At 55.3% G+C, this 16585-nt stretch carries 8 protein-coding genes, 3 rRNA genes and 1 other RNA gene; 2 read left to right on the forward strand and 10 right to left on the reverse strand.

What is annotated here, in order from left to right; genetic code table 11:
- Positions 1–24 precede the first annotated feature (24 nt).
- From MTP40_RS08245 to pta, 10 genes are all read right to left on the reverse strand, one after another.
- Entirely contained in the window at positions 25–918 is an 894-nt protein-coding gene (locus tag MTP40_RS08245) for a D-alanyl-D-alanine carboxypeptidase family protein (RefSeq protein ID WP_249259161.1), read from the reverse strand.
- 163 nt (positions 919–1081) lie between these two features.
- Positions 1082–4234, reverse strand: coding sequence for a carbohydrate-binding domain-containing protein (locus tag MTP40_RS08250; protein WP_249259162.1), 3153 nt, complete (start codon positions 4232–4234; stop codon positions 1082–1084).
- Between the two features lie 602 nt (positions 4235–4836).
- Positions 4837–4953, reverse strand: a 5S ribosomal RNA gene (rrf, locus tag MTP40_RS08255).
- Between the two features lie 124 nt (positions 4954–5077).
- Positions 5078–7912: ribosomal RNA gene (locus MTP40_RS08260) — 23S ribosomal RNA — on the reverse strand.
- A 271-nt stretch (positions 7913–8183) separates the two neighbouring features.
- Positions 8184–9694 (reverse strand): 16S ribosomal RNA (locus tag MTP40_RS08265).
- The 16S, 23S and 5S rRNA genes sit together here, the layout of an rRNA operon.
- Before the next feature lie 518 nt (positions 9695–10212).
- Positions 10213–10812, reverse strand: coding sequence for a recombination mediator RecR (gene recR / locus MTP40_RS08270; RefSeq protein ID WP_005931596.1), 600 nt, complete (start codon positions 10810–10812; stop codon positions 10213–10215).
- A gap of 18 nt (positions 10813–10830) precedes the next feature.
- Positions 10831–11169, reverse strand: coding sequence for a YbaB/EbfC family nucleoid-associated protein (locus MTP40_RS08275; RefSeq protein ID WP_005931599.1), 339 nt, complete (start codon positions 11167–11169; stop codon positions 10831–10833).
- Positions 11170–11186: 17 nt separating this feature from the next.
- Positions 11187–13043, reverse strand: a complete 1857-nt coding sequence (gene dnaX, locus MTP40_RS08280) for a DNA polymerase III subunit gamma/tau (protein WP_249259163.1) — start codon at positions 13041–13043, stop codon at positions 11187–11189.
- Between the two features lie 75 nt (positions 13044–13118).
- Positions 13119–13218, reverse strand: an RNA gene (gene ffs / locus MTP40_RS08285) — signal recognition particle sRNA small type.
- Positions 13219–13446: 228 nt separating this feature from the next.
- Positions 13447–14472, reverse strand: coding sequence for a phosphate acetyltransferase (pta, locus tag MTP40_RS08290; protein WP_005931805.1), 1026 nt, complete (start codon positions 14470–14472; stop codon positions 13447–13449).
- Positions 14473–14669: 197 nt separating this feature from the next.
- Here pta and MTP40_RS08295 point away from each other — a divergent pair, with 197 nt between their 5' ends.
- Both MTP40_RS08295 and MTP40_RS08300 read left to right on the forward strand, forming a co-directional pair.
- Positions 14670–15236 carry a uracil-DNA glycosylase gene (locus MTP40_RS08295; protein WP_156070311.1) on the forward strand — a complete coding sequence of 189 codons (567 nt, stop codon included), beginning with the start codon at positions 14670–14672 and terminating at the stop codon, positions 15234–15236.
- 208 nt (positions 15237–15444) lie between these two features.
- Positions 15445–16530: a hypothetical protein gene (locus MTP40_RS08300; protein WP_249259164.1), complete on the forward strand. Its 1086-nt coding sequence runs from the start codon at positions 15445–15447 to the stop codon at positions 16528–16530.
- The last annotated feature ends 55 nt before the right edge of the window (positions 16531–16585 follow it).

Consider the following 16585-nt stretch of genomic DNA (forward strand, 5'->3'; position numbering starts at 1 on the left):
AAGGGAGCGCATCCGCTCCCCTGTTCAGGACCCCCGGCTCACACGGCGGTAGACCGTTACAGCATCCTCGATGTGGTAGGGCGCGGTGCTGTGGTCTCCCCCTGCCCCGGCCGTGACCAGAATGTATTCCCTGCCCTTCACCTCGGCCAGACTGGCAAGGCAGAGCCCTGCTTCCCCGGTGTAACCGGTCTTACCACCCAGAATCCGGCCACTGTGCAGCTCTGTGCCGTCCAGCTGGCTCAGCAGGGTGCTGTGCATCGTGAACCCCTGCGGGTGGCAGTTGGTGGCCGGAACGGTATACCGCTCCGTGGTAAACAGCTTGCGGAAGGTCTCGTTCTGCAGAGCTGCTTCTGTCAGCCGGGCCATATCCCGCACGGTGGAAACATGCTCCGGGTCGTGCAGACCGGTGGGGTTGCAGAAATGCGTGGCGGTCATCCCCAGCTCTGCCGCTTTCTGGTTCATCCGGGCCACAAAGGCTTCCTCGCTGCCGCTCACCTCCCGGGCCAGCGCTTCGCAGCACTCGGCCCCCGAGGGCAGCATGGCCCCGTACAGCAGATCCCGCACCGTGGCCGTTTCCCCGGGCTGAAACCCCGCCTGCGAGGCATTCTGGGCCTGCAGAGCCGGAAAGATCTCCTCGGGCAGGGTCACGGGCGTGTCGATGTCCGGGTTTGCTTCTATGGCCAGCAACGCCGTCATCATCTTGGTCATGGAAGCCGGATAGATCGTGCTGTCGGCATCCTTTTCGGCCAGCACCTCTCCGCTGTCGGCCCGCAGTAAAATGGCATGGGGACTGTTCAGCCCATCCAGCGTGATCCGCCGGGGCCACAGCAGCAGAAGCAGGGTCGCCAGCACCAGCAGCCAGAACAGCCGCCGGAAGGCTCTGCGCCGGTGCTTCCGGCGGTGCGGTGAAGTTTTCATTCTCGTTCTCATCCTTTTTTGCAAAATCAAAAGCGCTTTCATCCCCTAATACGGGACGAGAGCGCCTTTTTCTGCAAAAAGTGGGGCCGCCCCACAAAAATTTGTGCAGCGGCCCCAAGCCAGTTTAATATTTTACCTTTTTACGTCATCTACAAGAACGTGTTCAGTGCTGTGCCTTATGGAACATGCTCTTGCGCTTACGCTCCAGCAGATAACCGGCAGCCAGCAGGACACCGCCTGCACGCACCAGAACATCTGCCATCCAGTTGGTGGTACCGGTCTGGATCAGCTTGCCGCTCTCCGGGCGGGCATCCTGTACCGGCGGGTTCACGGGGGTCTCCGGGGCGGGCGTGGTCTTAGCAACTGCCTGCTCCACGGCGGGAGTGGTGGGCCGTGCATCCTGCACTGCCGGGGTGGTCGGCGTAGTGGGAGCCGGAGGAGTCGGATCGGAATCCTCAGGCGTTTCCGGTTCCGGGTTCGTGGGGATCACAGGGTCGGTCACTTCCCGCAGAGCGCCGTAAATGGTCACGGTGTACTGTGCGGAGTCGGTGCCATCGATGGTTTCGCCGGTGACCTTCACGTTGGAATCCGGGCCAAAGGCATCCAGCACGCCCGCTGCTGCGGTGGTGTTGGGGTTGTTCTGGCTCTCATAGCCCCAAACGATGGTATAGGTCTTGCCCTCATACTCATACTCGGTGCCATAGACCATATCATAAGCGCTGGGAGCACCCTCTGCCTGCTTTTCGTAGTTGCCCCAGATGAGCTTGGTGTTGCCCTCTGCATCGGTGGTCTTGGTGAAGTTCAGGCTCTTACCGTTCACCACCATATCCCGCAGAATAACGACCTGATCGCCATTCTCAGCGGTCTGATAGGCAGTGTCGAAATTATATCCGGCCTGCTTCAGCTCTTCCAGCGCCTTGCCGATGATCTCCGGGTCGTGGGAACCGTCCACATCCAGCATATAGTTCAGTGCGGCGGCGGGCACCCACACGGAGAGATACTGCTTCCCGGTCTCCTTGTTCAGGTCAGAGAGGTAGGTATAGGTCTTGCCATTATAGGAAAGGGCATCGAAGTTTGCGTGGGCATCATCCTTGGTCAGCAGGAAGTTGGTCAGCTTGTCGCCCTGCCCGTTCACCGGCCACAGGGTGTTGTCGGCCTTGTAGTCATAGGTCAGCGTGCCGCCAGTAACGATGAGCTTCTGGTTAACACGGCCAGGGCCAGGGTAACGTGTAACAGAGGTAGATTCCACATGCGCATTATCCTTGATAAGAATGCTGGAATTGGAGCCGAAAGCAAGTATGCCTGTTCCTTTATATCTTCCGCTGTCCACATAGTTGCCTTTTACGAGGACAGTGCCATTCTCCACAAGCAATTTGCCATTCGCACCCACAGCAATACCTGCATTGGAATCGTTTTGATCTACGAGCAGCGTGCCATTTTCGTCTACTATGATTCGGTTGCCACGAGAGGAATTAGCGTCAACAGCCCAGTTCTGATCGCCGCCGCCATACAGATTGTATTTTCCTCCGTTCGTAATATGCAGTCTTACACCGTGCTTATTCTCAGTGTTCTTACTTCCAAGCGCATAGAAACCCTGAGCAACCGTCTTGGACTTCACCGTGCTATTGTCGATCGTCACTTCCTTATAACCAGCCCAAATACCGCGATCTGCTTCGATATTTAGTTTGCTTCCGTTGGTAATTGTAAGATCTCCGTCACTGCCAACTTTATCCCCCGCGTAAATTGCTTTACCCTTGGTTGCGTTGAGATTTGCTTCTGTATGGTCGAAGGTGAGGCTGGAATTTCCGTTATCACCAGTGATGATAGCGCCAGCTCCATCGGCACTGATTGTAACAGAAGAATCTTTGAAGCTGATATCACCAGCAGATTCGAGTACATTACCTTTGTTATCTACACCCTTTCCCTCGTAATCGATGCCTCTGCCAACATCGCTGATATTCAGGGTGCTATCCTCCACAGTCAGGCTTGCATCCGAGCCTTGATGACCGTAGATACCTGTTTCCGTATTACTGATATCCAACGTGCTGCCATCTTCCACTTTGATCTCATCCCAGCTGGCAATGCCAATACCGGTATGCGGCGCTTGCTTTGCATTGTCCTCTACGCCGTCTATCGTTAAGGAAGAGCCGTCGGAGATGGTCAAATCACCGTGCTGGGTAACAGCACGGCCTGCCTGAGTGGCACCGGAAGTCTTAGTATCCTTAATGGTCACATCAGCGCCGTCCGTGATTTCCACGTCCGAGCCATCTGCCATTACCAGACCACCTGTGGTCTCATTGATGGTCAGTGAACCGCCAGCGGGGCTTTCCGTCTCTTCCGTGTCTGCATCCTCAGTTTCGGTCTTTTCTACACCGCCGCTGATGGTCAGGTTCGTTTCTGCACCCGCACTGGTCCCCGAACCATCACTTGCGCCGCCATCGCCCACACGGATACCTTCTACATTGACGTTCTTTGTAAGGATATTCTCTTTCTCGTTTTTAATTGCCTCGGAGCCATCGATGACATTCTCGCCCTTCAGGGTAAGATCCACATTGGAATTGTCCTGTACGTTGATACCCACCTTTCCGTTTTGTGTCAGGTTGATTTTGGTATTATCCAGCGTCAGGTCAACGTTGGTTTCCTTGTTTTTATCTTCGCCATCCAAATCCACACCGATATCAATGCCGTTGCCGCCGGTGGTCAGGTTGGAATCCTTGACTGTCAGGTCAACATCTGCACCCTCGCCCACCTTGATGATGGTTTTATCTTCTTTGGTATTTGCGGACACTTCAGCCGGAGTGTCAGTCGGGGTGCTGGTATCGCTGGTATCTACATTCACGCCGTCAACCACGATGGTTGCATCTTTCACATCCTCTTTGACCGTGATGGTGTTTCCAGGTGCGGTCTCAGTCGGGGTGTTGTTCTCTGTGTTGTCGGCAGAAGAATCTGTGGTATGATCCGTAGATGTGGTTCCCTCTTTCACATCTTCTTTGACCGTGATGGTGTTTCCCGTTGTGGTTTCCTCTGTGCCATTGCCAGAGTTATCAGTGGGTGGCGTAACATCTCCCGTTGGCGCGTTGCCGCCCTTAACGTAGATCGTACCATGATCCGCTTCATCCTCGTTGACGTAGGTGCGGTGCTCCTCACTGCCGTCCTCACCCTGATAACTATACGCGCCGCGAGTGTCATCCTTGTCAACAGTTACACTGCCATCGCCCAGATAATACGTCACCGCAGAAGCGCTGGGGCCAACCGCGCTCACTGCAACCGCGGTGGCCAGCGACATTGCTGCCAACTTGAATTTCTTGTTTGTCATTTTTCTTCTGCTCCTTTCCAGTTCATGCTCACATGATCGAAAAGTGGTGGTTAAACAGCAGACCAATCCTTTGTCAGTCATACATACCCCCAGTTTCTCCACGAAAAGCACCCAGACAAAAAGAAAAAAGCGCCGCACCAGCCAAATGGCTGGTACAACGCTTTGCGTTTTGTACTTTAGGGGTGCTCGCCCTCTCTATCTATGCTTTAGTCTGCCGCTTCTCAAGGGCAAGGCGATCGTGGTTCCCGGAAAAGCTACTCCCATAAACTTCTCCATAACCCCGCACCAACTGCCCTTTGGGGGCGCTGGCACATTTCCGCATAGTCGAAGAGGGTTGCAGAGCAAAGTGCAGCTGACGGCCCCTACCGGGCTTTTCGCCTTGCGTCACAGCCTTCCGACTGGTTTGCTGATCTTTCTGTTTTGCTGACAAGGTGCTTCTCGCACTTTATCATACCCCCCCCCCCCTATAAAAAATCAAGGGGTCTGGGTGAAGTTTGTGAACACTCACAAATTCATGGGATTTTTTAGGCTATTTTAACGGAAAGGCACACGCACAACAAAAACAAACCCCTGAAGAATTTCTTCCTCAGGGGTTTCATGCAAGTCGGCGACTACCTATTTTCACGCGCCGTTTCCAGCGAACTATCTTGGGCACGAGTGAGCTTAACTTCTGTGTTCGGAATGGGAACAGGTGGAACCTCACCGTCATCGTCACCGACCAATATGACTGGCTTAGTATAACATTTCTGTTCTACTTTGTCCAGTGTTTCTTGAAGGACGTGCCTTCAAAACTGAATAATCACTGCTAACATTTTGTCATTGACTTGAGAATTCAAGCGAATTGTGGTCAAGCCATCGATCTATTAGTACACACTTGCTGAATGGATCGCTCCACTTACACATCGTGCCTATCAACCTCGTAGTCTACAAGGGATCTTACCTGATTGAATCAGTGGGATATCTTATCTTTGGGTCGGCTTCACGCTTAGATGCTTTCAGCGTTTATCCGATCCGTACGTAGTTGCCCAGCTATGCTCCTGGCGGAACAACTGGTGCGCCAGAGGTACGTCCGTCCCGGTCCTCTCGTACTAGGGACAGCTCCCATCAAATATCCTGCGCCCACGACAGATAGGGACCGAACTGTCTCACGACGTTCTGAACCCAGCTCGCGTACCGCTTTAATTGGCGAACAGCCAAACCCTTGGGACCGAATACAGCCCCAGGATGCGATGAGCCGACATCGAGGTGCCAAACCTCCCCGTCGATGTGGACTCTTGGGGGAGATCAGCCTGTTATCCCCAGGGTAACTTTTATCCGTTGAGCGATGGCATTTCCACTCACATACCACCGGATCACTAACTCCAACTTTCGTTACTGCTCGACCCGTCAGTCTCGCAGTTAGGCTCGCTTCTGCGTTTGCACTCTTTTGCTTGATTTCCGTTCAAGCTGAGCGAACCTTTGAACGCCTCCGTTACTCTTTAGGAGGCGACCGCCCCAGTCAAACTGCCCACCTAACAATGTCCCCCGACTCGATTCAGAGCCGCAGGTTAGAATTCCAATATCGCAAGGATGGTATCCCAACGGCCTCTCCGCCAAAGCCAAAGCCTTGGTTTCCCAGAGTCCCATCTATCCTGTGCATGCAACATCGAAACCCAATATTAGGCTACAGTAAAGCTCCATGGGGTCTTTCCGTCTTGTCGCGGGTAACCGGCATCTTCACCGGTACTACAATTTCGCCGGGCGGGCTGTTGAGACAGTGCCCAAATCATTACGCCTTTCATGCGGGTCAGAACTTACCTGACAAGGAATTTCGCTACCTTAGGACCGTTATAGTTACGGCCGCCGTTCACTGGGGCTTCGATTCAATGCTTGCACATCTCCTCTTAACCTTCCAGCACCGGGCAGGCGTCAGCTCGTATACGTCATCTTTCGATTTAGCACAAACCTGTGTTTTTGGTAAACAGTTGCTTGGGCCGATTCTCTGCGGCTCCATCTCTGGAGCACCCCTTCTCCCGAAGTTACGGGGTCAATTTGCCGAGTTCCTTAACAACCCTTCTCCCGTTGGCCTTAGAATCTTCTTCCTACCTACCTGTGTCGGTTTGCGGTACGGGCACCTCAGAAATACACACAGCTTTTCTCGCCATCTTCCATCTCAGACTTCGGTACTAATTTCCCTCGATCTCTACCGGAACCAACACCCGGCTCTGAGACTTCATATGTGTCCCTGTGCTTAACTCTTTTGGTGGTGACGGAATCTCTACCGTCTGTGCATCGGCTACGCCTTCCAGCCTCACCTTAGCTCCCGACTAACCTGGAGCGGACGAACCTTCCTCCAGAAACCTGAGGCTTTCGGCCATGCAGATTCTCACTGCATTCGCGCTACTCATTCCGGCATTCTCACTTCTATACACTCCACAGCCGCTTACGCTACTGTTTCTCCGCGTATACAACGCTCCCCTACCCAATGTATTACTACATTGCCTAAGCTTCGGTGTCAGGTTTAGCCCCGTTAAATTCTCCGCGCAAAGACGCTCGACCAGTGAGCTATTACGCACTCTTTGAATGAGTGGCTGCTTCTGAGCCAACATCCTGGTTGTCTGCGTATCTTCACATCGTTTTCCACTTAACCTGACTTTGGGACCTTAGCTGTAGATCTGGGCTGTTTCCCTTTTGACAATGACATTTATCTGACACTGTCTGACTCCCAAGCATCAATACTCTGGCATTCTGAGTTTGATAAGCTTCGCTAACCTCTCGGCCGCTAGGCTATTCAGTGCTTTACCTCCAGGTATCTAACTTGAGGCTAGTCCTAAAACTATTTCGGGGAGAACCAGCTATCTCCGGGTTCGATTGGAATTTCTCCGCTACCCACAGTTCATCCGCCGCCTTTTCAACGGAGGTCGGTTCGGTCCTCCATGGAATTTTACTTCCACTTCAACCTGACCATGGGTAGGTCACCCGGTTTCGGGCCCATTATATGCAACTTAACGCCCTTTTCAAACTCGCTTTCGCTTCGGCTCCAGACCTTAAGTCCTTAACCTTGCTGCATACAATCGCTCGCCGGACCGTTCTACAAAAAGTACCCTATCACGCTTTGACGCGCTCTAGGTGCTTGTAGGCACAGGGTTTCAGGTTCTTTTTCACTCCCCTCCCGGGGTGCTTTTCACCTTTCCTTCACAGTACTATACGCTATCGGTCACTGGGTAGTATTTAGGGTTGGAGGGTGGTCCCCCCGTATTCCGACCAGGTTTCACGTGTCTGGCCGTACTCTGGATCCTGCGCAGCTCTCTCCGTTTTCACCTACGTGGTTCTCACACTCTCTGACCGGCCTTCCCATGCCGTTCGGTTAACAGATTAAGTCTTAAAAGCAGTCCGTACCCCGAAAGTATTTCTACTCTCGGTTTGCCCTCTTCCGCGTTCGCTCGCCACTACTTACGGAATCTCGTTTGATGTCTCTTCCTCGCCCTACTTAGATGTTTCAGTTCAGGCGGTTCCCTCAATACACCTATTTTAAATTTCAGTGCATTGTACCTGAGTATGAACCCAGATGAGTTTCCTCATTCAGAAATCTCCGGATCAATGCTTATTTGCAGCTCCCCGAAGCTTATCGCAGCTTATCACGTCTTTCATCGGCTCCCAGTGCCAAGGCATTCGCCCTGCGCCCTTGTTCGCTTGACCTTTCAAACGTTCTTTCAGAACATTTGGTATCCTCTTGATTCTCTCTTTTGCCAACGAAGATTATTGTTACCCTTCCTTTTGAAATTGCAATATTTCTTAAAAGAACTTACTATAATCTTTGTTTCGCAGTTATTATTCAGTTTTCAAGGTACGTCTTTGAGTGTCCTTTTCAGGGCCCTCAAAATCGAACAATATCTACTCTGCTTGTATCTGTCACCTGTTCCAGATGGCCGACCATCTTCGATGTTCTTCCATCTGCCTGACTCCTTAGAAAGGAGGTGATCCAGCCGCAGGTTCTCCTACGGCTACCTTGTTACGACTTCACCCCAATCACCAGTTTTACCTTCGGCGGCGTCCTCCTTGCGGTTAGACTACCGACTTCGGGTCCCCCCGGCTCTCATGGTGTGACGGGCGGTGTGTACAAGGCCCGGGAACGTATTCACCGTGGCATGCTGATCCACGATTACTAGCAATTCCGACTTCGTGCAGGCGAGTTGCAGCCTGCAGTCCGAACTGGGACGTTGTTTCTGAGTTTTGCTCCACCTCGCGGTCTTGCTTCTCTTTGTTTAACGCCATTGTAGTACGTGTGTAGCCCAAGTCATAAAGGGCATGATGATTTGACGTCATCCCCACCTTCCTCCGTTTTGTCAACGGCAGTCCTGCCAGAGTCCTCTTGCGTAGTAACTGACAGTAAGGGTTGCGCTCGTTGCGGGACTTAACCCAACATCTCACGACACGAGCTGACGACAACCATGCACCACCTGTCTCTGCGTCCCGAAGGAAAATACTGTTTCCAGCATCGTCGCAGGATGTCAAGACTTGGTAAGGTTCTTCGCGTTGCGTCGAATTAAACCACATACTCCACTGCTTGTGCGGGCCCCCGTCAATTCCTTTGAGTTTCAACCTTGCGGTCGTACTCCCCAGGTGGATTACTTATTGTGTTAACTGCGGCACTGAAGGGGTCAATCCTCCAACACCTAGTAATCATCGTTTACGGTGTGGACTACCAGGGTATCTAATCCTGTTTGCTACCCACACTTTCGAGCCTCAGCGTCAGTTGGTGCCCAGTAGGCCGCCTTCGCCACTGGTGTTCCTCCCGATATCTACGCATTCCACCGCTACACCGGGAATTCCGCCTACCTCTGCACTACTCAAGAAAAACAGTTTTGAAAGCAGTTTATGGGTTGAGCCCATAGATTTCACTTCCAACTTGTCTTCCCGCCTGCGCTCCCTTTACACCCAGTAATTCCGGACAACGCTTGTGACCTACGTTTTACCGCGGCTGCTGGCACGTAGTTAGCCGTCACTTCCTTGTTGAGTACCGTCATTATCTTCCTCAACAACAGGAGTTTACAATCCGAAGACCTTCTTCCTCCACGCGGCGTCGCTGCATCAGGGTTTCCCCCATTGTGCAATATTCCCCACTGCTGCCTCCCGTAGGAGTCTGGGCCGTGTCTCAGTCCCAATGTGGCCGTTCAACCTCTCAGTCCGGCTACCGATCGTCGCCTTGGTGGGCCGTTACCTCACCAACTAGCTAATCGGACGCGAGGCCATCTCAAAGCGGATTGCTCCTTTTCCCTCTGCTCGATGCCGAGCTGTGGGCTTATGCGGTATTAGCAGTCGTTTCCAACTGTTGTCCCCCTCTTTGAGGCAGGTTCCTCACGCGTTACTCACCCGTTCGCCACTCGATTGAGGAAGCAAGCTTCCTCTCTCTCGTTCGACTTGCATGTGTTAGGCGCGCCGCCAGCGTTCGTCCTGAGCCAGGATCAAACTCTTTATAAATGATATTTATCACTTAAAAAGTGTTAAATCTTCTTCGCTCAGTACGCAATCGCTTGCGTCCTGTGTGAATTACTTTGTTTGGAATTGTTTAACGTGTTTTTCCAACACGAAAATAGGTTCCGTTACAAGTTTTTCGATATTGTTCAATTTTCAAGGTCCTGTGCGCCTCAGCCTTAGCGGCTGACGACTTGATTATTTTACCACAGAAGTGATTTTTTGTCAAGCACTTTTTCGGAAGCTTTTCGATCTTTTCGAACTTGTGGCTCGTTTTTCAACGTATCCATATTGGTTCTTTTCGCTTTGCTTCTGCCGCTTTCAGAAGTCATTCTTTCCGGCGGCCCTTGGCGCTCAAGTATAATACCACATCCCCGCCCTTCTGTCAACACTTTTTTGCATCTTTTTTGAGTTTTTTCTATATTTCTTGAATTTGTTTCATTTCCCCGGCCGGGTGTTTCTTTTTTATTCCATAAACAGCACAAAGCCCCGCGCGCAAACGCAGGGCTTTGAAATACAACTGATCACAATTCTCCCCGGCCAGACAGCGCCCGGTACAGGGTCGTCTCATCGGTATACTCCAGGCTGGCACCCACGGGCAGGCCATAGGCCAGACGGGTGGTCTTGATGCCCAGGGGCTTGATGAGCTTTGCCAAATACATGGCCGTTGCCTCGCCCTCAACGGTGGGGTTCATGGCCATGATCACTTCCTTCACTTCACCATCTCCCAGACGGGCCAGCAGTTCCTTGACCGTCAGCTGTTCGGCACCGATGCCATCCATGGGGCTGATGAGACCGTGGAGCACATGGTACATTCCATGGTACTCCCGGGTACGCTCAAACGCCTGCACGTCACGGGGCGTTTCCACCACACAGATGACAGAGCGGTCCCGCTTGGCACTGGCACAGATGGGGCAGAGCTCGGCTTCGGTATAATTCTGGCAGACACGGCAGCGGTGGAGCTTGGTGTGGGCGTTCTGGATCGCACCCGCCAGTGCGGCGGCATCCTGATCCGACATGCTCAGTACCTGATAGGCCATCCGGGTCGCACCCTTCCGCCCAATGCCCGGGAACTTGCTGAATTCTTCGATCAGCTTTTCCAGCGGGGCTGCATTATAACCCATGGTGCTCCTCCACTTTGATCAAAGGCCGGGAATGTTCAGGCCGCCGGTCAGTTTGCCCATTTCGGCCTCGGCAGTCTCATCCACCTGCTTGACGGTTGCATTGACGGCAGCAGCCACCAGGTCTTCCAGCATCTCGATATCATCGGGGTCCACGGCCTCAGGCTTAATGGTGATGCTCAGCACCTCGTGCTTGCCGTTCATCTTCACCGTGACCATCTCACCGGATGCACTGCCGGTGTACTCGGCAGCTTCCAGCTCTGCCTGCTTGGCCTTCATATCTTCCTGCATCTTCTGGGCCTGACGCATCAGGGAGTTCATATCGGGGCGGCCGAAGCCTGCGGGCATTCTTGCTTTCATGGTTGGTTCTCCTTTTATTATCGTTTTTTGCGTTCACTATCCTCAATCGACACCTCCAGCCCCAGCTGTTCCAGCTTGCGGAGGGATTCCTCGGCGTTGGCCGAAGCGCGATTGACCGTCTTGGATTCATAGGGGCCGATGGGCACCGCCACACCGGACACCTGCGCGATCAGCTTTTTGATGAGCTTCTGGCTTTCCTTGTTGGCGCGGATAAAATCCCGGAAGGTCTTTCCGCCATCGATAAGCACCCGGGTACCATCAAAGTAACCCTTGGACTTTTTCAGGTAGGTGTAGAGCATGGGATCCTGCTCCTGCAGGAGCTTGATGACCTCTGCCCATTGCGGGAAGGGATTGATCCCCTCTGCCGCCACCTTGCGGGGCTTGTTCAGCGCCGGGTCAGCCGTATATTCCGGCTTGGGCTCCGGCTGAGGCTGGGCCGCAGACACTTCCTGCGCGGGAGCCGGAGACTCTTCTCTCTGCGGCGGCGCAGCCGGGGCCGGCTCGTCCCAGGGGGGCGGGGCCTCCGAAGTCACCGGCGGTTCCTCCGGCAGGGGCGGCAGCTCTTCTTCCGCAGGAGCTGCTGCTTCTGCCCTGGGAGGTTCCACGGGCTGAGGTACCGTTTCCGGCTCAGACTGCTGCATCGGCGCCGGTTCCACAGAGGGTTCCTGCACGGGAGCCGATGCCGCCGGTGCACTTACAAAAGGCTTGACCGGTGCCGACGCAAACGGTCTGGGGGCCTCCTGTGCAGGGACCGCAGGCCGGGCGGCGGGCACAGCCTGTACCGCCACCTGCTGGGACGGCTCCGAAAGGCTGAACAGGGCCAGTTCCAGCTCTATCCGCTGGTCACTGCCACGGGTCATGTGCTCCAGAGCGTTGCCCAGAGCCCGGATGGCCCGGATCGCCTCCCGCTGCCCCATCCGGGGGCCTTTTTCCAGATAGAGCTTTTCTTCTTCCGGGGATACACCCGAGAGCAGTGCCTGCCCGCCGGGCAGGGCCGCCAGCATCAGCGCACGGTAATGGGCAATGAGTTCCTCAGTCAGCCGCTTCACATCCACCGACTGCTGGCGCAGCTGAGCCAGCTGTGCCAGTGCCGCGGCGGCATCCTGCGCTTCCAGCGCATCTGAAATATGGAACAGATAGCTCCGGTCAGTCACACCTGCCATCCGGCGGACAACGTCCGCATCGATCTTTGCCGTGACACCGGCACAGGTATCCAGAATGGACAGCGCGTCTCGCATGGCACCATCGGCAAGGCGGGAGATAAGCTCCGCCCCCTCGCCGGACAGCTCCAGTCCCTCCTGCCCGGCGATGTACTCCACACGCTGGGCGATGTCCTCGGGGCCGATGCGGGTAAAATCGTACCGCTGACACCGGGAAAGGATGGTGGCGGGGACCTTCTGGATCTCCGTGGTCGCCAGAATAAAGATGACGTGGGCGGGCGGCTCCTCCAGCGTTTTCAGCAGGGCATTGAACGCTGCCGTGGAGAGCATGTGCACCTCGTCGATGATATATACCTTATAATGACAGGCGCTGGGGGTGTAGGCCGTTTCATCACGCAGATCACGGATATCGTCTACGCCGTTGTTGGAGGCCGCGTCCATCTCCACCACGTCCAGAATGCTGCCATTGTCGATGCCTCTGCAGATCTCGCACTCACCGCAGGGGTCACCGTTCTGGGGATGCAGGCAGTTGACTGCCTTGGCAAAGATCTTGGCACAGGTGGTCTTGCCGGTGCCGCGCACGCCGGTAAACAGATAAGCGTGGCCCACACGGCCTGTGGCGATCTGGTTGCGCAGTGCGGTCACGATGCCGCGCTGGGCCACCACATCCTCAAACCGCTGGGGCCGCCACTTGCGGTACAGGGCTCGATACATCTGCTTCTCCCCTTTCAACAAAAAAGCCGGGCAGCGCTGACGGGGTTTGACCCCCGCCTTGCGTAACTCGGCATACGGATGCAGGCTGACTGAAACGCACGGGACACACCGCTTAAGGCTGCTTGGTTCCCCACCTGACCTGGTTCACAGCGGCCCCATCGTACAGGGCCCGCATCCGTATGCCGAACCACGCAGCAGGCGCTGTCCGGCATGGCACATTTTGTGCTTGATTATTATAGCATGTTTCGGGGGAGAATGCAAGCCCCCGGCAGCGGGCTCACCCTCTCAGGCGCTTTGCGCCAGCTCCCTCAAAGGGGGAGCCTTTGGCAAAACCATCAAACAACATGCAAAACAAAAGCCCCTTCCGGCATTACACCAGAAGGGGCAGAGTGCTGAATAAAAGTTAGGACTGGCAGGCAGTGATCAGGCTCATCTTGTAGACCTCGTCAGCGTTGCAGCCACGGGACAGGTCGTTGATGGGTGCGTTCAGGCCCTGCAGAATGGGGCCGTAGGCAGCGTAGCCGCCCAGACGCTGAGCGATCTTATAGCCGATGTTGCCGGCCTCGATGCAGGGGAAGATGAAGGTGTTGGCCTGGCCAGCGACCTTGCTGCCCTTGCACTTGACCTGTGCAACTTCGGGAGCAACGGCAGCGTCAAACTGCAGCTCGCCGTCCACAGCCAGCTCGGGGTCCATCTCCTGAGCCTTGATGGTAGCGTCATGGCTCAGAGCAACGGTGCCGCCCTTGCCGGAACCCTTGGTGGAGAAGCTCAGAACTGCGACCTTCGGATCGATGCCGAACAGCTTTGCGGTCTTGGCAGTCTCAACGGCCACCTCAGCCAGCTTTGCGGATGCAGCGATCTTAACCTCGCCGGTAGCCTTATCAACGGTATCGGTGTAATCAATGTTGACAGCGCAGTCGCCCATGGCAATGCGCTTCAGGCCCTCTTCGCCAAAGTCACGGTCCAGAATGAAGCAGGAGCTCACCAGGTGTGCGCCCTTCTTGGTCTTGACCAGCTGCAGAGCAGGGCGGATGGTATCGGCGGTGGAGTAAGTAGCGCCGCCCAGCAGGCAGTCAGCCTTGCCCATCTTGACCAGCATGGTGCCGAAGTAGTTGGACTTCTTCAGCATTGCGGTACACTCTTCAGCGGTCTGCTTGCCCTTGCGCAGCTCGACCATGGTGTTCACCATCTCGTCGAAACCTGCGTAGTTCTCAGGGTCAATGATCTCAGCAGCGGAAATATCAAAATTGCCTGCGGCAGCAGCAGCCTTGCACTCAGCCTCGTTGCCCACCATGACAACCTTCAGAACGCCCTCGGCCAGCAGCTTGCTGGCTGCCTCCAGGATGCGGGGGTCATTGCCCTCGGTAAAAACGATCGTCTTGGGGTTTGCCTTCAGCTGTGCTACCAGCGGTGCGAACATATCAGCCATTGTTGATTACCTCCGAATTAACTATCCAATATTCACATCCGGGTGCCTGTTGGACACAAGGATGCCTTTCTCTTTTATTCTAGCACACCCGGCAAAAAGTTCAAGACAAAATTGGCTTTTTGTGCTATTATTTTAGGAGAAAACCATTTTTTATTTGTGAATAAATTATCATTCAGTCGCAAGGAGATCAAACTGCTATGGATTGGGATACATTAAAGGCCGAGTGCCTTGCCTGCCGCAGATGTGAGCTGTGCACTGACCGCACCCATGTGGTGTTCGGGCAGGGTGTCCAGACTGCCGAGGTGCTGTTCGTGGGCGAAGGCCCGGGCCAGAGCGAGGACGAGCAGGGCCTGCCCTTTGTGGGCCGCAGCGGCCAGCTGCTGGACAAATACCTGTTTGCCATTGATCTGGACCGGAGCAAAAACTGCTACATTGCCAACATCGTCAAGTGCCGCCCGCCCCACAACCGCGACCCGCTGCCCACCGAGAGCGAGGCCTGTATGCCCTGGCTCCGGGAACAGTTCAAGCTGCTGCAGCCAAAGATCGTGGTCTGCCTGGGCCGCATCGCCTCCCAGCGGATGATCCGCACCGATTTCTCCGTGACCAAGGAGCACGGCACCTTTGTGCAAAAGAACGGCGTATGGTTCATGGGCACCTTCCACCCCGCTGCCCTGCTCCGGCAGGCACAGAACAAACCCGCCGCCTTTGCGGATTTTGTGGCCCTGCGGGAGAAGATCCACGAGGTGTGCGGGCACACATATTAACAAGCTCACCCTCTCCGTCATTGCTGTCGCAATGCCACCTCTCCCGAAGGGAGAGGCCTTGGCAGAAAGATGAAGCTCACAAAAACTGCCAAGGGCTCCCACTTTGGGGGAGCTGGCGAGCGGAGCGAGACTGAGAGGGCAAGGCCGTTTCCAAGTATCATCTTCCTTCATTTTTGCATACCCTAAAGCAAAAGTGAGGTGTTCTGATATGAAAACGATCCAAAGCCGTTCCCCCGATTTCTTTCTGGGGGCCACCACACCGGCGGGCTTCAAGGGTTATTTTGAGCCGCTGCGCCGGGAGCCCGGGATGCAGATGCTTCTCATCAAAAGCGGGCCGGGATGCGGCAAATCCACCTTGATGAAGCATCTGGCCCGGGCCGCCGAGCAGCAGGGCCAGCGCATCGAAAAGATCCACTGTGCCAGCGACCCGGACAGTCTGGACGGGGTCATCTTCCTCGACCAGAAGCGCGCCATCATCGATGCCACCGCGCCCCATGTGGTGGAGCCGGACGCGCCCGGGGCTGATGAGCTGGTGGTGAGCCTGTACCACACCATCGATGCCGGAAAGCTGGCTCCCCACCGGGACGAGGTCAAGGCCCTGTTTGCCCGGAATGCCGCCCTGCGGGGCCGGGCAGCCCGGTATATCGCATCGGCGGGCAGCCTGATGCTGGACAGCCGCCGGGCCGAAGCCTGCAGCGCCAACTTTGAAAAGGTGCGCCGCTACGTCAAGCGGCTCTGCACCCGGCTGCTTCCCCGCACCGAGGGCACCGCCAGCGAGGAGCTGCGGCTGCTTTCAGCCATCACCCCCAAGGGGATGGTATTCTACCGGGGCACGGTAGAAGCGCTGGCCGACCGGTATGTGGTATTCCGGGATGATTATGGGGCGGTCTCCCGCCTGCTGCTGGAACTCATCCGGGCCGAAGCGCTGGCCCGGGGCTACCACATCATCACCTGCCCCTGCGCCATGCACCCTGAAGATCAGATCGACCACATCTTCATCCCGGCCCTGCGGCTGGCTTTTTTGACCGACAACCTCTGGCATCCCATCCAGCTGCCCGGCGTGCAGGCCGTGCGCTGCACCCGCTTTGTGGACCGGGAAAACCTGTCCGGCTTCCGCGCCCGCCTGCGCTTCAACGATCGTGCCGCCTCCGAGCTCATCGACCAGGCTGTCGCCCTGATGGCTCAGGCCAAAAACTGCCATGATGAGCTGGAGACTTATTACCGGGCCGCCGTGGATTTTGACCAGGTGAATGCTGTTGCAGCAAATTGTCAAAAGATCCTGGGTCTCGGGTAGGCCCTGCTCTGCACAGCCTGACCGAAACGCAGAATTTCAAGAGAAAGGAAGTGAA

The sequence above is a fragment of the Faecalibacterium sp. IP-3-29 genome, from assembly GCF_023347335.1.
In the GTDB taxonomy this organism is placed as follows: domain Bacteria; phylum Bacillota; class Clostridia; order Oscillospirales; family Ruminococcaceae; genus Faecalibacterium; species Faecalibacterium duncaniae.

Bases quoted from the DNA above. Each gene is read 5' to 3' on its own strand.
- recR (WP_005931596.1), bottom strand. From the start codon at position 10,812: ATGGGTTATAATGCAGCCCCGCTGGAAAAGCTGATCGAAGAATTCAGC.
- MTP40_RS08275 (WP_005931599.1), bottom strand. From the start codon at position 11,169: ATGAAAGCAAGAATGCCCGCAGGCTTCGGCCGCCCCGATATGAACTCC.
- dnaX (WP_249259163.1), bottom strand. From the start codon at position 13,043: ATGTATCGAGCCCTGTACCGCAAGTGGCGGCCCCAGCGGTTTGAGGAT.
- pta (WP_005931805.1), bottom strand. From the start codon at position 14,472: ATGGCTGATATGTTCGCACCGCTGGTAGCACAGCTGAAGGCAAACCCC.
- MTP40_RS08295 (WP_156070311.1), top strand. From the start codon at position 14,670: ATGGATTGGGATACATTAAAGGCCGAGTGCCTTGCCTGCCGCAGATGT.
- MTP40_RS08300 (WP_249259164.1), top strand. From the start codon at position 15,445: ATGAAAACGATCCAAAGCCGTTCCCCCGATTTCTTTCTGGGGGCCACC.
- MTP40_RS08245 (WP_249259161.1), bottom strand. From the start codon at position 918: ATGAAAACTTCACCGCACCGCCGGAAGCACCGGCGCAGAGCCTTCCGG.
- MTP40_RS08250 (WP_249259162.1), bottom strand. From the start codon at position 4,234: ATGACAAACAAGAAATTCAAGTTGGCAGCAATGTCGCTGGCCACCGCG.